This is a genomic window from Streptomyces sp. NPDC020898 (genome assembly GCF_044333925.1).
Lineage (GTDB): Bacteria > Actinomycetota > Actinomycetes > Streptomycetales > Streptomycetaceae > Streptomyces.
This window is the reverse complement of sequence record NZ_JBIRRV010000009.1, coordinates 312,475-330,385: the sequence shown is the minus strand read 5'-3', so window position 1 is coordinate 330,385 and position 17,911 is coordinate 312,475. Positions and strand designations below refer to the sequence as shown.

Here is a 17,911-nt window from a genome sequence, read left to right as displayed (position 1 = left end):
CTGACCGGGACGGGACGGTCGGAACGGCCACGATCAGAACAAGGTGTTCATCGCATGGAGAACCATCAGTATTCGGCCTCGTATGTGGGACGAGTCCAGGACCGGGCGGCTCGTGAGTTCCTCACGGCCACCGGCCTGCCCGTGGCCTCCGTCCTCTTCACCGCGGACGAGGCCGACGGCCCGGACCTCGGCGGGGCGGTGGACCGTGAGGTCGTACGGATCGGGTACGACGTGGAGGGCGAAGGGTCCTACTACGTCGACGCTGAGACCGGTGCCGTCCTGTATGTGGAGGCGTACGCGTCCACCGAATTCCATGTGAGTGCTTCACCGCAGGGTTTCGCGGAATGCCTTGAGGTGTTCGAGAGGAAGACCTCTGAGACCGCTGCCGACGCGGATCCCGACGAACTGGAAGAGATCACGAATTCACTCCGCAGCGCCATCGAGGAAATCGACCCGTCCACCCTGCGCGAGGATCCGGGCTTCTGGCACTCGCTTCTCTTCGATGTGGCGAACGGCGACTACCGAGCGGACGAGGAGGAATGAAACCGGACGCCGACGGCACGCTACCCGCCGTCGGCGTCCGGCTGCTCCAACTGTCGTAGGAGCCGCTGACGTAGCTGCCGTTGTCGACAGGACCGACCCGGAAACGGACCGAAGTCAGCTCTGCTTCTCCCCGAGCGCCGCACGCAACCAGTCCAGCGACCCCGTCGCCAGCACCGCGTCGGCGAGTTCATTGGCCGACTTCGTGACGAGCCGGCCCCGGCTGTTGTCGATCCACCGCTGCGCGTTCTCGTACCCCTGGGCCTTGTACTCGACCCCCTGGATCATGCACTCCAGCTTGTCGGCGTCCCGGGCGCAGATCGCCTCCGGGGACTCCTTGGCCTCGTACTCCGCGACGATCTCCCGCACCGCCGAGGCCAACACCTCGGGCATGCCCGCGACTTGGTCGGCGGTGACCGCGCGCGGATCCGCGTCCGAGGCGTACTTCTTGCCGAGGTGGTTCACGTCGCCGGTGCGGGTCTCCTGGGAGTCGTGCCACACCGCGAGGTAGGCGGCACGGGCCGGGTCGGCGCCTTCGAGCTTCGCGATGATCGTCGCGAGCAGCGCGGTCCGCCAGGAGTGCTCGGCCACCGACTCGGGGTCGCGTACGCCGGCCATCCACCACCCGGTGCGCTTGGTCTGCTTCAGCGTGCCCGCTTCGTACAGGAACCGCGCCACCGCGGACAGGTCCTCAGCCACCGTCGGACTCCTCTCACGCCTCGGCGAGGCGGATTGCGTACCGGATGTTCTCCAGCTCCCGGCGCCCGCGCGCCGACAGCTCCCGGCTATCCAACATCACGGGAAGCTGGTCGCGCAGGGCGCGGCCAGCCGCACCGGATCGCAGCAGGTTGGGCCGGACCTGGAGCAGGGACCACACGGAGTGGATATTGAGGTCGACGTAACCATGATGCGGGGCGAGCCCTTGGGTGAGGTGGGTGAGTAGCTTGTCGCCCGGCCACGGTCCGGGAGCGCTGGCGGCGATGAAGTCGTCGCTCAGCTCCAGGTGTGCGGTCTCGCCGATCCAGTACGCCCAGTAGTTCAGGTTCGCGGCCTCGCCTGCGTCATCGTCGGTAAGGGCGGTGTCGATGAAGTGACTCATGCGGTCCCGGTCACCTCGTCTGGCCGAGACGGCTGCGACAGAGCGGGAGTTGAGCCATCGGGTGAGCCAGTCGCCGGGGCGTTCGGCGGCCTGCTGGTGGGCGAGCCACTCCGTCGTGTCGGGCTGCTCGTCGTACCCGGAGAGGTACAGCGCCTGGCGGCGGAGGAGGAACTGGTCCTCGCCACGGGCCTGTTCCGCGGTGCGCCGCATCTGTGTGAAGAAGCGCGTCCGTTCGGATGCCGACAGCTCCGGCCCGGCCGGCGCGGGGCCTCGGCGCCTGCGGGACGGGGCGGGCAGGTCACGGACGGGCTGGGGCGGTACGTGATTGAGGGGCCACGCGAGCACCTCTACGAGGTCGCGCTGCATCACCCAGGCTCCGAGTGGGCTGTCCCCGACTCGGGTGGCCTCTTCGTCAAGGGCGCTGGTGAGGAGAACGTCTGCTTCCAGGGCACGGTCGAGGGCTTCTAGAAGCGCGGGTGCTGTGCCCATCTGCAGCAAACGGTGACGGTGTACGAGCATCTGTCCGACCGGTACGGCGGTCAAGGGCCGCCGACCGGACTCCCACCCCGCGATCGTGTCAGCGGACACGCGCAGGTACTCGGCCGCTTCCTCCTGGGTGCGTCCCTGCTGCTCTCGTATGAGCCGGAAAACGTAGCCGGAAATGACGCCTGCTCGCGGGCGTCCGGGGGTTCCCTGACCACTGGTCAGGGTTCGTCGCGAGCTCGACCGCACGAACAGCCTCTTCCCGTTGGTCCGCAGCAAACCACTTGTACTCACGGTCACTTCAAGTAGTGATCACGGCTCTCTAACGTCGTATGCATCACTGAACGAGCCTAGTAGGGAGGCTGTCACCATGTACTCCGTTGCGGATGCTCCCGAGTCAACCTCCCTGGGCGGGACGCGAGCACCCCCGAGGAACGCGACGATGACCATGACGGCTGCAGCGGTAGGACCACAGCGTTACCAGCAGCGCTATCCGGCGAAGCTGGAAGCCGTCACTCGGGCGCGCCAGGACATAGCGCTGGTTCTGGAGACCTGGGGTCTTCCGCACCTGGTGTTCGCGGCTGCGCAGGTCGTCACGGAACTGGTCGCCAACGCGGTCGAGCACACCGACGCGGCCACGATCGGCGCCTCCATCACCCGCACTGGCGCCGAATCCGTGCGGATCGTAGTCACGGACACCTCCCATGTCAGACCCGCCCCGGGCGCGCCGTCCCCCGACGACGAGGACGGCCGCGGTCTCCTCCTCGTCGACGCACTCGCCGACAGCTGGGGAAGCGAGTTGGTCCATGGCGGGAAGCGTGTCTGGGCCGAGCTGCGCGCGGACGGCCGACGATGAGCCCGCAGTTCGTGGCAGGTCCGACTCTGGATCTGTGCGCCCGAATACGCGCCGCCGCTTGTCGGTAGCGGCACTTGAACCCCTGCTCTGTGCCGAGGCCGAGAGCCCCACGCAGGGCGGTGCACCACCCACAGTCCGCAGCATCAGAGACAGGAGACACACATGCCCATGGCAGCAGTCGTTCCGTTCGGCGCCCGCGCCGAACGCACCCCGTACACCGTGACCCTGGACGAGGGTTCGTTCACTTACGACCCGCAGCGTCAGGTCAACGTGATGAACGACGGCTCCGGCTCCCTGTGGAGCCGGTCCACCTCCCTCGCCGGGAGCTGCACGAACACGAACTGGGACAGCAAGAACGACGACACGTCCGACCCGTACGTGATGCGGTGACACCGCATCTGTCCGGCGGCCCGGTGCTGGTTGTCACCAAGGAACTGGACCCCGCCGCGGACCTGGTGGTCGATGAACTGACGATCCGCCACGTGCCGGTGATGCGATTCGACATGGGGAACTTTCCCTCGTCTGTCGCCCTGTCCGCCGAACACGCCGGGGCACCCTGGGCGGGGATCCTGGCCGACGATCACCGCTCCGTGCGGCTGGAGGAGGTGCGGGCCGTCTACTACAGGCGGCCCCGCCTTCCCGCCGTATCCGAGGAACTGCACGAGCCCCAACGCACATGGGCGAATGAACAAGCATTGGCCGGCCTGCTCGGCATGCTGTACGCACTGCCGGTTACCTGGGTCAACCGGCCGGACACGGACGGCATCGCCTCTCACAAGCCGGGACAGCTCCCAGTAGCGGCGGCGCACGGGCTCCGCACGCCTCGGTCGCTGATCACCACCGATCCCCAGGCGGCCCGGAGGTTCTGTCAGACAGTGGGCGGCCCGGTGATCTGCAAGCCGCTCATGGGCGGCCCGTTGAAGTACCCGGACGGCCGCCGCACCGGAGTGCCGACGACGTTGATCGACCCCAACACCATCGACGACTCCGTGACCGTGACCGCGCACCTCTTCCAGGAGCAGATCCCCAAGGCTCACGAGGTGCGGCTGACAGTCGTGGGCACGGACATGTTCGCGGCAGAGATCCACGCGGGCAGCGAGGCGGCCCGGGTGGACTGGCGCAGTGATTACGACGCCCTCGCCTACGACGTCTGCGAAGTGCCGGACGACGTACGGGTCGGTGTGCTGGGCTGGCTGGCGCACTTCCGGCTCAGCTTCGGTGCATTCGACTTCGCCGTGACGCAGTCCGGTGACTGGGTGATGTTCGAATGCAACCCGTCCGGCGAGTGGTCCTGGATCCAGAACAAGACCGGCCTGCCTATCGCCCCGCATATCGCTGACCTACTTGCCAAGGGACGACCATGACCATGACGACACATACGGAAGAGCGCGCTGAGGGACTGCGTACGGTGTTGGCCGACGCGCTGGAAGCCGACGGCCAACTGTCCGACCCCGCGTGGCGCAGGGCGTTCGAGACCGTCCCGCGCCATCCCTTCGTACCGGAGTTCTGGACCATCGCCGACGGTGCGCTGCGGCTCGTGTCGGCAGCTCATCCCGACTGGCTCGACCTCGTGTACGCGGATGACGCGTTGGCGACCCAGATGACCGACGGGGTGGCCACCTCGTCGTCCACGGCACCAGGCCTGATGCTCGCCATGCTCCAGGCGCTGGACGTGACCGACGGCAATCGGGTGCTTGAGGTGGCCACCGGGACCGGCTACAACGCGGCCCTTCTGTCGCAGCGGTTGGGCAGTGATCAGGTGGTCACGGTGGAGATCGACCCCGTGCTGGCACGGCTGGCGAAATCGCGGTTGCGGCACTGCGGATACTCGCCGCTGGTCGTCGCCGGGGACGGTCGCGACGGCTACCCGGACCGAGCACCGTACGACCGGCTGATTGCCACCTGCGGTTTCTCAACGATCCCGACGTCCTGGCTGGAGCAGGTAAAGTCCGGTGGGCTGATCGTGTGCCCGTTGGGCTGGGCCACCGTGAGCCTGGTCGTCGGCTACGACGGCCGTGCCGAGGGGCGGTTCCTGCCAGGAGGCTCGTACTTCATGGCTGTCCGTGATTTCGGCACCACCGGCACCCCGGCACACCCGGGCAGGCCGAGCACGACGAGCGGGCGGCTCACGGCCGTCGATCCGGCTGTCGTCGCCGAAGACGAGGCGTTCCGTTTCGTGCTCTCCCTGGCCGCACCGGACACGGCGTTCGCTTTCGAGCGAGGGGACGATGGCACGGTAACGGCCATGGAACTGTGGGCTGTTGACGGCGCATGGGCGCGGTCCGAGGGCGGGACCGTACGACAGGCCGGGCCGCGCCTGCTGTGGGACGCGGTAGAGACCGCGCACGCGCTGTATGTCGAGAACGGCCACCCGGGCCGTGAGCGCTTCGGCGTGACCGTGACCGCCAAGGGGCAACGCATCTGGCTGGACGCTCCCAGCCGCCCTGTGCCGCGCTCCCAGTCGTGATTCAGCCCGATCTCCGTACCCGTGACGGGCAGCCAGACCCGCTCGCCGCTCAGTACCGCATTTCCTAGGCGGAAATACGGTGGCTGCCAAGCCGCCGGGCACCGGCCCTGGAAGGGCCGCTGCGCGTGGCCGTGCCGGGCGGGGACGGCGATCGGTCGGATCGCCGTCCCGTACGACCGGTGCCTCAGCGTGTTCTTTATCTTCGAGACTGTCCTGTCGACGGCTGGGCGGCGTGCCATCTGATCCTGAGCACACGCGCTTCCTCGCGCCGCGCTACACGTGCCGGACGACCTGATAGATCGTCTGGGAGACGGGCGCCGGGTGCGGGGTCTTGTTCCAGCCGATCTCCTCGGCGCGCTTCTCGATTGCCTTGTGTGCGGCGTGAGCTGCGGCTTCGTCCTCGAAGAAGGCGACAGACAGTCCGTTGCCAGTGGCAGGATCGACAAGGTGATACGCGCCATGGACGCCGGGCACGGCGGCTGCAGCATCCAGCACCCAGTCCCGGTCGTCAGCCGGCATCGGTTCCCACACGGCCACCCTCGCGATCATCGCTGCCTCCGTCTCGCTGGTCCGAGCCTCCAGAATGAAGCAACCTTCGTGAGAACGCTCCATCGCTGTCACAGGACAGAGACGCGTGGAGTTCGGTGACGGTCTCGGTGTGTTTGACGGTTTTGCCGACGTCGTAGCGGGGTGCCCGGAACGGTTCAGTTCTTCGGAGACCGGGTCGGCCGGGTGCGCGATCCGCTGGGCAACCTGTACTGGATCCAGACCCGCATGGAGGAGCTGAGCCCGCAGGAGATGGAACGCCGCCTCGGTGACCCGGAGTTCACCAAAGCGATGGAGTACGTCCAAAGCGCCGACTTCTTCCCGGGCCGGGTTTCCGGCCCCGGCTGATCGGTGACCGGCGGAGCGGCACATCCCACGAGTGAGGAGAGGCTGTCCAGGATCGTTGTGCGACGAACGAGAGCCTGGGCACCCTGCGACCGACAGTCCAGGCCGGTGGCTTGTCGGCTCACCAGGCGGGGCGGATCGGCCCCGGTGGTGCGAGCCGGGTCAGGTCGGCGACCAGTTCACTGAAGCGTGCCTCGCCCAGCGCTTCTCGCCATGGTGTGACGGCAGCCCGGGCCGCCTGGTCGGCGGCGCGAGTGGCGGCCCAGCCGGCCTCGGTCAGCTCCAGGAGCCGGGCGCGGGCATCGTGGGGGTGTGGTTGCCGCTCCACGTACCCTTTGCGGACCAGCTCCTCGACCAGCTGGGCGGCGGCCTGCTTGGTAACCCCCAGGTGCTCGGCCAGCGCGGCCGTAGTGGCGCCGCCCCGGGAGATGCGGACGAAGGCGAAGCCGTGCGCAGGTCGCAGATCCTCGAATCCCTGCTCGGACACGCCGGCGTGGATCTCCTGCACCAACTGTCCGGAGAGTGCCAGCACCAGTGCGGAGAAGGCCAGAGCGTCATCCATGGCTTGACTATAACTCGGCAAGCTGCTTGTCTTTATAGACAAGCAGCTTGTCGATAAAGGGGGCTGGTATGCCTTTCATTCGCAGTGACGAGGCCGTCGGGCACGAGATCCACGGTGGCCGCTTCGTCTCCTACGTCCGTCCGGACACGGGCAGCCGGGACCTCGCCGCCTGGCGCGCCGAGGTCCCGGCCGGAATGGTGGGCCCGGCCCACACGATCAGTCACGAGGAAACGTTCTACGTCCTCTCCGGTCGCCTCCGGCTCACCATCGGCGGCGAGAGCGCCGAACTCGGCGTCGGTGACGCGGCGGTGGCTCCGGCAGGCTCCGAGCTGGCGGTCGCCAACACCACCGACCAACCCGCCCACATGTGGGTCACCACGAGTGTCGGGCTCAGCGCCAAGCTGGCCGGTGGCAGCATCATCACACCGCCATGGACTCGTTAGGGCCGCCTCGAACGGCGTAGGACAAGCCGAACACCCCCGGGGAGGATGGTATCGATGGCGATAGTATCGCTGTCGATACCATTTACTATGGGAGTCGCCTCATGCGCCGTTTCATCGGCCGGGACCGCGAGCTGACCGTGCTCCGCACCGCCTTCCAGGCCGTTCACGACGCCGCCGGGTCGGCGAAACCGGGTCAGTGCATCCTCATGCGGGGAAGGCGCCGGGTCGGCAAGTCCAGCCTCGTCGAGGAGTTCCTGCGGCGCACCGGGACGCCGTACCTCTTCTTCACCGCGGCGGGAGGCACGGCCGAGGACGAGCTGACGGAGTTCCTCGATGCCGCCGCCCGATCCACGCTCCCTGGCCGGGAACTGTTCGCGGAGGAGACCCCGGCACAGTGGAACGCGGCCTTCAGGCTGCTTGCCGAGGTCCTGCCCGACGACAGCCCGAGCGTGGTCGTCATCGATGAGGTCCCGTATCTCATGGACCGCATCGACGCCTTCGAGGGCATGCTCCAGCGGGCGTGGGACCGCCTGTTCGGCCGCAAGCCTGTCCTGCTCCTCCTGGTCGGATCCGACCTGTCGATGATGGAGGCGCTGAACAGCTACGACCGCCCCTTCCATCAGCGCGGGCGGGAGATGGTCGTAGGGCCGCTGAACCCGGCCGACATCGGCGAGATGCTCGACCTCGAACCTGCAGCCGCCTTCGATGCCACCCTGATCACGGGCGGCCTCCCGCTGATCTGCGCGGAGTGGCGGCCCGGAGCGGACCTCTGGGAGTTCCTCCGCGACTCGCTCGACAACCCGATCTCGGCGCTGCTGGTCTCCGCCGAGCGCTCACTGGCCGCGGAGTTTCCGCCACAGGCGACGAGTGGGGAAGTCCTACGGACGATCGGGACCGGCGAACGCACCTTCACCAACATCGCGCGCGCCGCCGGCGGTATCAGCCACACCACTCTCACCCGTGCCACGGACGTCCTGACCGAGAAGCGGGTCGTGGCAGCCGAACTGCCCCTCTCACTGCGGCCGTCGAAGGAACGCCGCTACCGAGTGGCCGACCCCTACCTGCGGTTCTGGCTCGCGTTCCTCGATCCGCACATGGCGGAGATCGAGCGGATGCGGGGAGACCTCACGCTGAGCCGGATCAAGGAGCAGTGGACGAGCTGGCGGGGCCGCGCGATCGAACCCGTGGTGCGCGATTCCCTCGCCCGCCTCCTCCCGGACGGGCCCCTGCCCGCGGCCCCGGCCATCGGCGGGTACTGGACCCGCAGCAACGACGTCGAGATCGACCTCGTGGGCGCCGACCGGCAGCCGGTCGCCAAGCAGTTGCTGTTCCTCGGCTCCGTCAAGTGGCTGGAGAACTCCGCGTTCGACAGTCACGACCTGGCCGCGCTGCAGAAGCACCGGGCGGCGATCACCGACGAACCGGTACCGCTCGTGGCGGTCTCCCGCAACGGGGTCAGCTGTTCCGGCCTTCAGGCGGCATACGGGCCGGAGGAACTGCTCGCCGCCTGGCGCCGACGCTGAGGCGCGTTCAGTGACGCCTACTCAAACAGTTCGAGCGCGATGTGCCCGGACAGCGCGCCAAGGAAGTCGGGCGCATCGAACATCGCCCCCGCGGAAGCGGCACCGGCCGCCCGCGTACGCCCCGTCAGCACCCGCCCCACCGCCTCCACCGCCAGCGGCGCACTCACCGCGTAGATGTCCCGCCCCCTCGCCACTGCCCGCCGTTCCTCCCCACCAGCCCGTACGACGACGTCGACGACGAACGTCTGTGCGGAGCGCCCGGCCTCGTCGACCGCGACCGGTGCCGGGGTGTCCGGCGCCGACAGTTGACCGGCGGCCTCGGCTGCCATGTAGGAGCGCACCTCGGGGATGGGCAGGTGGCTGGGGACGGTGACGACGTCGGCCATGGAGAAGTCGCCGATCACCTCGCGGGGCCCCATCGGGTCCGGGAAGGTCCACTTCAGGGTCGGCAGGGCGTCGTCGTGGTACTCCAGCCGGCCTCCGCTGTAGCGGACCCGGCGGCCGTTCCTGCGGCCCCGGGAGACCGCGCCCGCGGTACGCGTTCCGGCGGTGGGGTGCCAGCTGCTCAGCCCGTACGCGATGTGCGCCTCGTCCGCCGACGTCCAGTCGCCCATCGCCGCCGTGACCAGCAGGTCGCTGAGGCCGCCGAAGAAGGCCATCGCGGGGATCACGACGGTGTTCGCGGCGCGGACGCGGTCCGCGAAGTGCGTGAACGTGTCGAGGTTGGCCTCGATCTCGGCCGCCACGTCCACGTACGGGATCCCGGCGCGCAGTGCCGCCTCGATCACCGGCGCGGCGGTCGCGGCGAAGGGCCCCGCGCAGTTGATCACGGCCGCCGCTCCGGCCAGCGCCCGGTCCAGTGAGCCCGGGTCGTCGACCGAGGCCGGCCGGACGTCGAGCCCCGGGGGGTACGACGCGGCGAGCGCCCCCAACTGCTCCGGGTCCCGGCCGGAGAGGATCGGGACGTACCCCCGGTCCAGCAACTCCGCCACCACGAAGCGCCCGGTGTGCCCGTACGCGCCGAACACCGCCACCGTCTGCCCTGATACCGATCCCATGTCCATGTCTTCTCCCCGTCGCGTTTCCATGACCAACATCCTGACCGCGACGCCCGACCCGCACGAGTGTCCGGAACGACACACCCCGTACAGTTCCGGACATGAAAAAGGGCACCGGTACGGACACCAGAACCGTCGCGCTCGCCCTCACCGACGGCATGCTGCACTTCGAACTGGCCATCGCGCACGAGGTCTTCGGCTCCGATCTCTCCGGTCTCCCTGGCATGTCCGACCCCTGGTACGACCTCGCCCTCTGCGGCCCCGCCCCGATCCGCGCCGGAAGATTCCTGCTGGAGCCCGACGCCGGCCTCGACCGACTCCCGTATGCCGACACGGTGATCGTCCCCGGCTGGGCCGACATCGACCAGGAACCGCCCGCCGAACTGGTCGACGCGGTGCGCGCCGCCCACGAGGCGGGAGCGCGGGTCGCCTCCCTGTGCACCGGGGCGTTCGTCCTGGCCGCCGCCGGGCTGCTGGACGGGCGGCGCGCGACCACGCACTGGGCGCACACCGATGTCCTGGCCGCCCGCTTTCCCGAGGTCGAGGTCGATCCGGACGTCCTCTACGTCGACAACGGCAGCGTGCTCACCTCCGCCGGCAAGGCCGCCTCGATGGACCTGTGCCTGCACCTCGTACGCCTCGACCACGGCTCGGCGATCGCCAACACCGTCGCCCGCCGCCTCGTCGTACCCCCGCACCGGGCGGGCGGCCAGGCGCAGTTCGTCACCGCGCCGGTGCCCGACCGGGACGACCATCCGCTCGCCGAACTGTTCCCCTGGGCGATCGAACGCCTCGACCGCGCGCTGAGCGTCGAGGACCTGGCCCGGCGGGCGAACATGAGCTCACGCCACCTGGGTCGCCACTTCCGGACGGTCACCGGCACCACCCCGCTGCAGTGGCTGCTGACCCAGCGGATCCGGCGCGCGCAGGAGCTGCTGGAGGCCACCGGCGACAGCATCGACGCCATCGCGGAGGCCGTCGGCATGGGCACCGCCACGACCCTGCGCCGCCACTTCAACCGCACGATCGGCGTGCCCCCGGACGCCTATCGCCGTACGTTCCGCAGTACGCGTTCCGGTGTCGGCTGATGCGCGAAGTCTTGACGTGTTCCTGCCGTAGTGCGTTTATGGGAGCGCTCCCATGTCTCCGCTGATGCTGAAGTTTCCTGTCGCTCACTTTCTGGAGTCGCAGTGAGAACAACGAGAAGCACCATGCGAACGAACCCCGTAACCGTCCTGCTGACCGCACTGGCCACCCTCCTGGGCCTCCTGACCCTGGCCTCAGCCCCTGCCCAGGCGGACCCACAGGCGGACCCACCCTCTGCGTTAGCAACCGGCCTCCACATCTCCGACGGCCGCCTTCTCGAAGGCAACGGCAACGACTTCGTGATGCGTGGCGTCAACCACGCCCACACCTGGTACCCGAACCAGACCCGATCCCTCGCGGACATCAAGGCGTTGGGCGCCAACAGTGTCCGCGTGGTCCTCGCCGACGGGCACCGCTGGACCAAGAACAGCCCCGAGGACGTTGCCAACGTTGTCACCCAGTGCAAGGCGAACCGCCTGATCTGCGTACTGGAGGTGCACGACACCACCGGCTACGGCGAGGAGGCCGCCGCCGGGACGCTCGACCAGGCCGCCGACTACTGGATCAGCCTGAAAAGCGTGCTCGCCGGTCAAGAGGACTACGTGATCGTCAACATCGGCAACGAGCCCTGGGGCAACACCGATCCGGCCGGCTGGACGGCCCCCACCATCGCCGCCGTACAGAAGCTGCGGGCCGCGGGCTTCGAGCACACGCTCATGGTGGACGCGCCCAACTGGGGCCAGGACTGGCAGAACGTCATGCGCACCAACGCCCAGTCCGTGTACGACGCCGACACCACCGGCAACCTGATCTTCTCGATCCACATGTACAGCGTCTACGACACGGCAGCGGAGATCAACGACTACCTCAACGCCTTCGTCGCGGCCGAACTCCCCATCCTGATAGGTGAGTTCGGTGGCCCCGCCGACCAGTGGGGTGACCCCGACGAGGACACGATGATGGCCGCGGCCGAGCGACTCGACCTCGGCTACCTGGCCTGGTCCTGGAGCGGCAACACGGACCCGATCCTCGACCTGTCGATCGGCTTCGACCCGGCGCAGCTCAGCTCCTGGGGCCAGCGCATCTTCAACGGCGCCAACGGCATCGCCCAGACCTCCGAAGAGGCCACGATCTTCGGCGGCGGCACGGGCACCGACACCCAGGCCCCGACCACCCCCGGCGCCCCGGCCGCGTCCGGGACCACGGCCACCTCGACCACCCTGACCTGGAGCGCCGCGACGGACAACGTCGGCGTCACCGGCTACGACGTCGTCCGCGTGAGCGGCGGCACGGAGACGGCAGCCGCCGCCTCCACCACCAACTCGGTCACGGTGAGCGGCCTCACGGCGGCCACGGCGTACACCTTCGCCGTGTACGCCAAGGACGCGGCCGGCAACCGTTCGCCGCGCTCCGCCACGGTGAACGTCACCACGTCCCAGGGCGGCGGCACCCCCGGGGTCAGCTGCTCCGTCGCCTACCGGGTCGCCGGCGAGTGGCAGGGCGGTTTCCAGGGCGACATCACCCTCCGCAACACGGGCACTTCCGCCCTCACCAACTGGACCCTGGCGTTCACCTTCGCCAACGGCCAGACCATCAGCAACATGTGGGGCGGAACGCCCACCCAGAGCGGCGCCAACGTGAGCGTCGTCCCCGCCTCCTACACGGCCACGATCCCCGCCGCCGGCTCGGTCAGCGTCGGCTTCATCGGGGCGAAGGGCGCCACGAACACGGCCCCGACCGCATTCACCGTCAACGGGACGGCCTGCACGACCAGTTGATCCACCTGTTCAGTGCGCTCCGCGTTGAGTGCGCACCGCGTTCAGCGCGCCGCTTGTGCGGCGCGCTGAACGCGGGCCTCGTGCACGTCGATCACGGCCTGGAACTGCTCGCGTGCCTCGCGGACGCGGCCCGTCGCCAGGTACGTGCGGCCCAGACGGCTGCGGATGTCCATCTCCAGCCAGTCGTGGCCGGGGTGGGTGAGCGGGTTCAGCAACCGGTGCTGGACAAGGGCCTGATGGTGGAGCGCGACGGCCGTGCCCGGGTTTCCCTCGCCCAGCTCCGCCGTACCCAGCCGGGTCAGGCTGCGTACGCAGAGGAAGATGTCCCCGACCTGCTGCCCCAGGTCGATCGCCTGACGGAACCGGCTCTTGGCCTCGCCGTAGCGGCCGAGACGGAGGTGGGCGTCGGCGGCGCAGGTCAGGGCCCTGCCGCGCGTGCGCGGTCGGTCGGTTGTCTCCGCGTAGGTCTCGGCGAAGGCGAAGCAGGCCAGCGCCTCCTCGTTCCGTCCCTCGTACTGGTGGGCGAGGCCGAGGATGACGAGTGCCATCGAGGTGACCCAGTCGTTGCCCAGCCGCCGGGACAGGGTCACCGCTGCGGTGGCATGGGCGATCGCCCGGTCGACGTCGCCCGCGGTCAGGTCGAGAGAGCCCAGCCCGGCGAGAGCCCTGGCCTCCTCGAACGGGTCGGTGCGGCGGCGGCTGAGGTCCAGTGCCTCGGTGACAGAGGTGCGGGCCTGCTCGTACCGGCGTTGGTCCACGCAGGTGTAGCCCAGGCAGTTCCGCAGTGCGGCTGCCATCCGCCGGTCGGTGGCCTCGTCCACGTGCGCGAGTGCGAGCTCCAGGGCTGTTTGGGACTCGTGGTAGCGGCCCTGCCGTATGAAGTAGTCGCACAGCGCCTCGGCGATCCAACAGGCGTAGTCCGCTTCGCCGATGGCCACGGCGTGTCCGACGACGTCGGCGAGCTCTCCGCCGGCCGCGTCCAGCCAGGTCTCCGCGTCCTGCCAGTGCGGGAACGGTGCTTCAGTGGGCCGGGGACCGGTGGGGAAACCGGCGGGGGTCCAGTCGCTGGTCGTCCGCGCCGCGTCCAGATAGAGGCGGAGTGCGGCCGTGCGTGCGGCGGCGGCGTCGGCGGGTCTGGCTTCCGCCAGGCGCCGTGCGTGCACGCGAACCAGGTCGTGCAGTCGGTAGCGGCCCGGACGCGGCTGCTGCACCAGACTCGTGTCGACGAGGCTCTCCAGGATCTGCTCGGTGTCGTGCAACGGCCGGTCGAGCATGGTCGCCGCCGTCAGCACGTCGAACTCGACCGTCGGTGCCAGGCCCAGGGCGCGGAACCCGCGCCGCAGCTCGGGTGCGAGCTGGTCGTACGACAGCCGGAAGGCCGTCTCCACGCTGCGATCCCCGACGCTCAGTTCGCCGAGCCGGTGCTCGTCGCTCGCCATGCGGCCCACCAGGTACTCCACCGTCCAGGAGCGGCGGTTCTGCAGCCGGGACCCGGCGATGCGCAGGGCCAGCGGCAGCCCGTCGCACAGCCCGGCCAGCCGATGTGCCGCCTCCGGTTCCCGGCCGGCGCGCTCCTCGCCGATGATGTGCGTCAGCAGGGACACCGCGCCGCCGCTGGTCAGGGGCTCCAGGGTGACCCGCCGCTCGGCGTCCAGCCCGGCCAGCCGGCGCCGGCCGGCCACCAGCACCCGGCTTCCCGCTCCGGCGGGCAGCAGCGGCCGTATCTGGTCGGCGTCGAGGGCGTCGTCCAGGACGAGGAGGAGACGTAACGGGCTGGTGGTCGCGCGCCAGACGGCGGTGAGTTCCTCGAGGTCGCCGGGCAGCTCACCGCCCGCCGCGCCGAGCGACCGCAGCAGCCGTTGCAGCGCCTGCTCCGGCGACTGCCGCCGCCGGGTGCTGTGCGCGCGCAGATCCACGAACAGACAGCCGTCCGGATACCGGTCACTGAGCTCACGGGCAGCCCGTACGACGAGCGCGGTCTTGCCGACCCCGGCCGTACCGTCCACGGTCACGACCGACACGGCTCCGGCGGCAGAGGGCGCAACCAGCTGCGCCAACTCGGCCTCCCGCCCGACGAGTTGGCCCGCGTCTCCCGGCAGTTCGTTGACGGTACGGCGGGATGGGGGCCGAGGTCGGGGCCGGGGCTGCGGGGGAGGGGTGACGGCCCGGCCCAGGAGGCGTACGTCGTCCCGGTGCAGCACCGCCTCGTGCACGCGCCGGAGTTCGGTACCAGGACCGACCCCGAGCTCGTCACGCAGGAACCTGCGCGTGTCCTCGAAGACGGCCAGCGCCTCCGCCTGACGCCCGCCGCCGTACAGGGCCCGCACGCGCAACGCGGCGAGCGACTCGTCGTACGGACGGGATGAGGCCAGGACGGTGATCTCGTCCAGGGCATCGGTGAACCGGCCCAGCAGCACCAGGCATTCGAGCCGTTCGAGCCGGATGGTGCGCAGCCGCTCCGACAGGCGCTGGCGTTCGACCTCCGCGAAGGGCCCGGGCAGACCGGTCAGCGGCTCCCCGCGAAACAGGTCGAACGCCTTGGAAAAAAGCTCCAGCGCAGCGCCCGGATCACTGGCCGCCCGCGCCCGCTGAGCGCCGTCGGTCCACTCGGCCAGCTCCGCCACATCGAGGCGGACGCCGTCGGCGACGAAGCGGTACCCGCCCTGTCCGCTGTGGATCGGAACGGGGTGACCGAGTGCCTTCCGTAGGGCGTAGACGTAGCTGGGCAGCACGCTACGACCCGTTTTCGGCGGATTTTCTCCCCACACGGCGTCGAGCAACTGCTCCTGACTCACCAGAACGCCCGGACGCAGCACCAGTGCGGCCAGCACGGCCTGCCGTCGAACGGGCCCCAGCGCCAGGGGCGTACCGTCACGCCATGCCTGCACCGGCCCGAGCACCGCGAGCCGAAGTCGCCGAGATCCCGCGCCCACTCGAAGCCCCCGCTCCGCCGCGCATCATCGAAATTTCATCCGCATTGCAGCGCCTCTCGCGAAGGTTTGCAAGTGCCCACCGGGGAAGCGCCGGAGGGCGCGCTGTGCCGGGCGGCGGCCGTTGGCGGGGGGAACGGCCGCCGCCCCCTTGAGAGAGGAACGCGGACTTGGCAGTCGTCGACGGGGCTTTCGCGAGGTTGCTGAACCAGCGCCGGCTCTTCCTCAGTCCGGAGCGGCCCGCTGCCACGGACGCCGTGTACGTATGCGTGGACGACGGCTTCCCCGGCGGCGTTCCGATCGGGCACGTCACCTTGTCCGACACGGGAACCTGGTCCGCGTACGCCAGGGCCCGCCCGGGCCGCGTCTTCACCGAGGACCAGGTGTCCGCCGGCCTGCCGAACCTTGAGGACGCGGTACGGGCGGTCCTTGAACACGCCCGCTATGAGGACGTCATGGCCGAGCTCGAAGAGGAACCGGAGGCTTGGGCCGATCTGCGGTCTGGCGTGATCCTGCCGTCTTAGGGCATCTGAGCAGGTGCTTTTTCTGCTCCGGGCAGTCCCGTCCGGTCCCGTTCCCTGTAGGCCGCGAACCTTGGCTGCGTGCCTGGGTTGCAGAGGCGCGGCGCTTACGGACGGATGCGTCCTGAGGGGGCGCTCTCACGCGGGTGTCATTCCGGTGAGCACTCTGCTGCGGATTGTTACTTTCATTGGACGCTTGTTATCCTGCGCCCAATGAAAGTATCGCCGAGTCTGCTCCCCATCCTCCGATCCCGTATGCAAGGCGAACTCCTCGCGCTCGTGCTCCTGCACCCGGAGCGGGAGTACAGCATCACCGAGCTCGCCACTGACGTCGGAGTGACGCCCACAGCTGTCCTTCGCGAGGTTGACCGGTTGACCGGCGGTGGCATCCTGACTGATCGGCGAGTGGGCCGCAGTCGCCTCGTCAAGGCTCGTACGGATACCCCGCTGTACCGTCCGCTGAGCGATCTCATGGCCGTCTCCTTCGGCCCCATGCCCTTGCTCACCGACGCACTGGCGGGACTCGAAGGTGTGCAGCGTGCCTATGTCTATGGCTCCTGGGCCGCTCGGTACAACGGTGATCCTGGGCCGCCGCCCGCCGACGTGGATGTCCTCGTCGTGGGTGATCCCGACGCCGACGCGCTCTTCGACCTTGCCGAGGAGGTGTCCCGACGGCTGCGTCGTGAGGTCAACGTCCATCGGGTCTCCGTCGAGGCGTGGGAGGCCCGCACGGATGACCCGTTCCTCACCAGCGTTCGCGAACGTCCGCTGGTCCAGCTGAACCTTGAACTGGAGGCGCAATGACGCGCTGGAATCAAGGACGCTCGACGGTCGACGCGCTCATCGGCAGTGGCGGGCTCGAACGCGTACCCGCTTCCCAGCAGGCCGCCGAGGCGGAACTGGTCCGGGCGCGTACGCATGTCGGATCCGCGCGGCAGTTGGCGGCGACGGACCCGGAAGGCGCTTACACACTGGCCTACGACGCCGCGCGCAGAGCGTTGGCCGCCGTATTGCAGAACCAGGGGCTGCGCGCGACCAGCCGTGGTGGCCATACCGTCATCTACGAAGCCGTGCGAGCGCAGCTCGACCCGCCGCTCGGGTCCGTACTGCGCCCCTTCAACCGCATGCGAGCCCGGCGCAACGAAGTTGAGTACCGGTCGTCGGAGGCCCCCACGGTGACGCCGGAAGAAGTTGCGGCCGACTTGTCGAAGGTGGAGACGCTCATCGAGGTCGCGGAGAAGGCGATCCCGAACATGCCCCGCTACTGAGGCCACGGCGACTTCTGCCCCTTGGAACGTGGTCCGGCAGGGTCACCGGCCCGTCCGCATCATCGACTGGGACTTCGCCCGCCCGGCGCCACGTCGCACCGTTCCTGGAGACTGAGCGGGAGCGACGTACGACGCCCTCGCGCACCCGCTCCCGGCCGCCGAGCGGGTCCGCTGGATCCGGCGTTCCAGCGGCGGCTACCTCCCACAGCCGTACGAGCAACTCGCAGCGGCCTACCGGGAGTTCGGACACGAGGACGAGGCGCGTACGGTCCTCCTCGCCAGACAGCGCCACCGCCGCATCACCCTTCCCCGCCCACCCGCGCCTGGGGGCATGTCCAGGACGCGGCAGTCGGCTACGGCTGCCGGCCGCTCCGCGCAGGTCTCTGGCCGGCGGCACTGCTCGTCT

General features: G+C 69.3%; 19 protein-coding genes. 13 read left to right on the top strand and 6 right to left on the bottom strand.

All coding sequences use genetic code 11. From position 1 onward, the window contains the following. A complete protein-coding gene (locus tag ACH4TV_RS28360; protein ID WP_398403020.1) occupies window positions 1-543 on the top strand; it encodes an SUKH-4 family immunity protein in 543 nt (180 codons plus the stop codon). Window positions 544-657: 114 nt separating this feature from the next. Here the strand turns inward: ACH4TV_RS28360 and ACH4TV_RS28355 are convergent, their stop codons facing one another. Together ACH4TV_RS28355 and ACH4TV_RS28350 are read right to left on the bottom strand one after the other, a co-directional pair. Then, the gene (locus ACH4TV_RS28355) at window positions 658-1,239 is read right to left on the bottom strand and encodes an HD family hydrolase (RefSeq protein WP_398402898.1); all 582 of its coding nucleotides are present in this window, start codon (window positions 1,237-1,239) and stop codon (window positions 658-660) included. Window positions 1,240-1,252: 13 nt separating this feature from the next. Further along, on the bottom strand, window positions 1,253-2,347 hold the full coding sequence (locus ACH4TV_RS28350; protein WP_398403018.1) for a helix-turn-helix domain-containing protein: 1,095 nt from the start codon (window positions 2,345-2,347) through the stop codon (window positions 1,253-1,255). 217 nt (window positions 2,348-2,564) lie between these two features. Here ACH4TV_RS28350 and ACH4TV_RS28345 point away from each other — a divergent pair, with 217 nt between their 5' ends. The 4 genes from ACH4TV_RS28345 (at window position 2,565) to ACH4TV_RS28330 (ending at window position 5,445) form a co-directional block, all read left to right on the top strand. Beyond that, complete coding sequence (locus tag ACH4TV_RS28345) at window positions 2,565-2,978, top strand: ATP-binding protein (RefSeq protein WP_398402897.1); 414 nt, start codon at window positions 2,565-2,567, stop codon at window positions 2,976-2,978. A gap of 162 nt (window positions 2,979-3,140) precedes the next feature. Further along, window positions 3,141-3,368, top strand: coding sequence for a putative ATP-grasp-modified RiPP (gene tgmA, locus ACH4TV_RS28340; RefSeq protein ID WP_398402895.1), 228 nt, complete (start codon window positions 3,141-3,143; stop codon window positions 3,366-3,368). Further along, the gene (tgmB, locus tag ACH4TV_RS28335) at window positions 3,365-4,342 is read left to right on the top strand and encodes an ATP-grasp ribosomal peptide maturase (RefSeq protein WP_398402893.1); all 978 of its coding nucleotides are present in this window, start codon (window positions 3,365-3,367) and stop codon (window positions 4,340-4,342) included. Before tgmA ends, tgmB begins: the two co-directional genes overlap by 4 nt. Further along, the gene (locus ACH4TV_RS28330; protein WP_398402891.1) at window positions 4,339-5,445 is read left to right on the top strand and encodes a methyltransferase domain-containing protein; all 1,107 of its coding nucleotides are present in this window, start codon (window positions 4,339-4,341) and stop codon (window positions 5,443-5,445) included. Before tgmB ends, ACH4TV_RS28330 begins: the two co-directional genes overlap by 4 nt. Before the next feature lie 273 nt (window positions 5,446-5,718). Here ACH4TV_RS28330 and ACH4TV_RS28325 read toward each other — a convergent pair whose 3' ends face one another. Then, entirely contained in the window at window positions 5,719-5,994 is a 276-nt protein-coding gene (locus ACH4TV_RS28325) for a hypothetical protein (RefSeq protein WP_398402889.1), read from the bottom strand. Window positions 5,995-6,135: 141 nt separating this feature from the next. Between ACH4TV_RS28325 and ACH4TV_RS28320 the strand changes: the two genes are divergently transcribed. Next, the gene (locus ACH4TV_RS28320) at window positions 6,136-6,339 is read left to right on the top strand and encodes a hypothetical protein (protein WP_398402887.1); all 204 of its coding nucleotides are present in this window, start codon (window positions 6,136-6,138) and stop codon (window positions 6,337-6,339) included. Window positions 6,340-6,457: 118 nt separating this feature from the next. Here ACH4TV_RS28320 and ACH4TV_RS28315 read toward each other — a convergent pair whose 3' ends face one another. Beyond that, on the bottom strand, window positions 6,458-6,898 hold the full coding sequence (locus ACH4TV_RS28315) for a MarR family winged helix-turn-helix transcriptional regulator (RefSeq protein WP_398402885.1): 441 nt from the start codon (window positions 6,896-6,898) through the stop codon (window positions 6,458-6,460). A gap of 68 nt (window positions 6,899-6,966) precedes the next feature. On the opposite strand from ACH4TV_RS28315, the gene ACH4TV_RS28310 reads away from it, so the two are divergent. Both ACH4TV_RS28310 and ACH4TV_RS28305 read left to right on the top strand, forming a co-directional pair. Next, window positions 6,967-7,341, top strand: coding sequence for a cupin domain-containing protein (locus ACH4TV_RS28310; protein ID WP_398402883.1), 375 nt, complete (start codon window positions 6,967-6,969; stop codon window positions 7,339-7,341). Window positions 7,342-7,442: 101 nt separating this feature from the next. Next, window positions 7,443-8,864 (top strand): ATP-binding protein, encoded by a 1,422-nt coding sequence (locus ACH4TV_RS28305; RefSeq protein ID WP_398402881.1) that lies wholly within the window; start codon window positions 7,443-7,445, stop codon window positions 8,862-8,864. A 17-nt stretch (window positions 8,865-8,881) separates the two neighbouring features. On the opposite strand, the gene ACH4TV_RS28300 is transcribed toward ACH4TV_RS28305, so the two are convergent. Continuing rightward, window positions 8,882-9,922, bottom strand: coding sequence for a saccharopine dehydrogenase NADP-binding domain-containing protein (locus ACH4TV_RS28300; protein WP_398402879.1), 1,041 nt, complete (start codon window positions 9,920-9,922; stop codon window positions 8,882-8,884). 101 nt (window positions 9,923-10,023) lie between these two features. Between ACH4TV_RS28300 and ACH4TV_RS28295 the strand changes: the two genes are divergently transcribed. Continuing rightward, the gene (locus tag ACH4TV_RS28295; protein ID WP_398402878.1) at window positions 10,024-11,010 is read left to right on the top strand and encodes a helix-turn-helix domain-containing protein; all 987 of its coding nucleotides are present in this window, start codon (window positions 10,024-10,026) and stop codon (window positions 11,008-11,010) included. Window positions 11,011-11,133: 123 nt separating this feature from the next. Beyond that, window positions 11,134-12,786, top strand: coding sequence for a cellulase family glycosylhydrolase (locus ACH4TV_RS28290; RefSeq protein WP_398402876.1), 1,653 nt, complete (start codon window positions 11,134-11,136; stop codon window positions 12,784-12,786). Between the two features lie 41 nt (window positions 12,787-12,827). Here the strand turns inward: ACH4TV_RS28290 and ACH4TV_RS28285 are convergent, their stop codons facing one another. Next, the gene (locus ACH4TV_RS28285) at window positions 12,828-15,674 is read right to left on the bottom strand and encodes a BTAD domain-containing putative transcriptional regulator (protein ID WP_398402874.1); all 2,847 of its coding nucleotides are present in this window, start codon (window positions 15,672-15,674) and stop codon (window positions 12,828-12,830) included. A gap of 212 nt (window positions 15,675-15,886) precedes the next feature. Between ACH4TV_RS28285 and ACH4TV_RS28280 the strand changes: the two genes are divergently transcribed. From ACH4TV_RS28280 to ACH4TV_RS28270, 3 genes are all read left to right on the top strand, one after another. After that, window positions 15,887-16,240: a hypothetical protein gene (locus tag ACH4TV_RS28280; RefSeq protein ID WP_398402872.1), complete on the top strand. Its 354-nt coding sequence runs from the start codon at window positions 15,887-15,889 to the stop codon at window positions 16,238-16,240. Window positions 16,241-16,492: 252 nt separating this feature from the next. Continuing rightward, a complete protein-coding gene (locus ACH4TV_RS28275; RefSeq protein WP_398402870.1) occupies window positions 16,493-17,041 on the top strand; it encodes an ArsR family transcriptional regulator in 549 nt (182 codons plus the stop codon). Next, window positions 17,038-17,505, top strand: coding sequence for a hypothetical protein (locus ACH4TV_RS28270; RefSeq protein ID WP_398402869.1), 468 nt, complete (start codon window positions 17,038-17,040; stop codon window positions 17,503-17,505). The genes ACH4TV_RS28275 and ACH4TV_RS28270 overlap by 4 nt, the downstream gene beginning before the upstream one ends. The last annotated feature ends 406 nt before the right edge of the window (window positions 17,506-17,911 follow it).

Excerpts from the sequence above, each read along its gene's own strand:
- ACH4TV_RS28345 (WP_398402897.1), top strand. The coding sequence starts at position 2,565 with ATGACCATGACGGCTGCAGCGGTAGGACCACAGCGTTACCAGCAGCGC.
- tgmA (WP_398402895.1), top strand. The coding sequence starts at position 3,141 with ATGCCCATGGCAGCAGTCGTTCCGTTCGGCGCCCGCGCCGAACGCACC.
- ACH4TV_RS28330 (WP_398402891.1), top strand. The coding sequence starts at position 4,339 with ATGACCATGACGACACATACGGAAGAGCGCGCTGAGGGACTGCGTACG.
- ACH4TV_RS28325 (WP_398402889.1), bottom strand. The coding sequence starts at position 5,994 with ATGATCGCGAGGGTGGCCGTGTGGGAACCGATGCCGGCTGACGACCGG.
- ACH4TV_RS28315 (WP_398402885.1), bottom strand. The coding sequence starts at position 6,898 with ATGGATGACGCTCTGGCCTTCTCCGCACTGGTGCTGGCACTCTCCGGA.
- ACH4TV_RS28310 (WP_398402883.1), top strand. The coding sequence starts at position 6,967 with ATGCCTTTCATTCGCAGTGACGAGGCCGTCGGGCACGAGATCCACGGT.
- ACH4TV_RS28305 (WP_398402881.1), top strand. The coding sequence starts at position 7,443 with ATGCGCCGTTTCATCGGCCGGGACCGCGAGCTGACCGTGCTCCGCACC.
- ACH4TV_RS28300 (WP_398402879.1), bottom strand. The coding sequence starts at position 9,922 with ATGGGATCGGTATCAGGGCAGACGGTGGCGGTGTTCGGCGCGTACGGG.
- ACH4TV_RS28295 (WP_398402878.1), top strand. The coding sequence starts at position 10,024 with ATGAAAAAGGGCACCGGTACGGACACCAGAACCGTCGCGCTCGCCCTC.
- ACH4TV_RS28290 (WP_398402876.1), top strand. The coding sequence starts at position 11,134 with ATGCGAACGAACCCCGTAACCGTCCTGCTGACCGCACTGGCCACCCTC.
- ACH4TV_RS28275 (WP_398402870.1), top strand. The coding sequence starts at position 16,493 with ATGCAAGGCGAACTCCTCGCGCTCGTGCTCCTGCACCCGGAGCGGGAG.
- ACH4TV_RS28270 (WP_398402869.1), top strand. The coding sequence starts at position 17,038 with ATGACGCGCTGGAATCAAGGACGCTCGACGGTCGACGCGCTCATCGGC.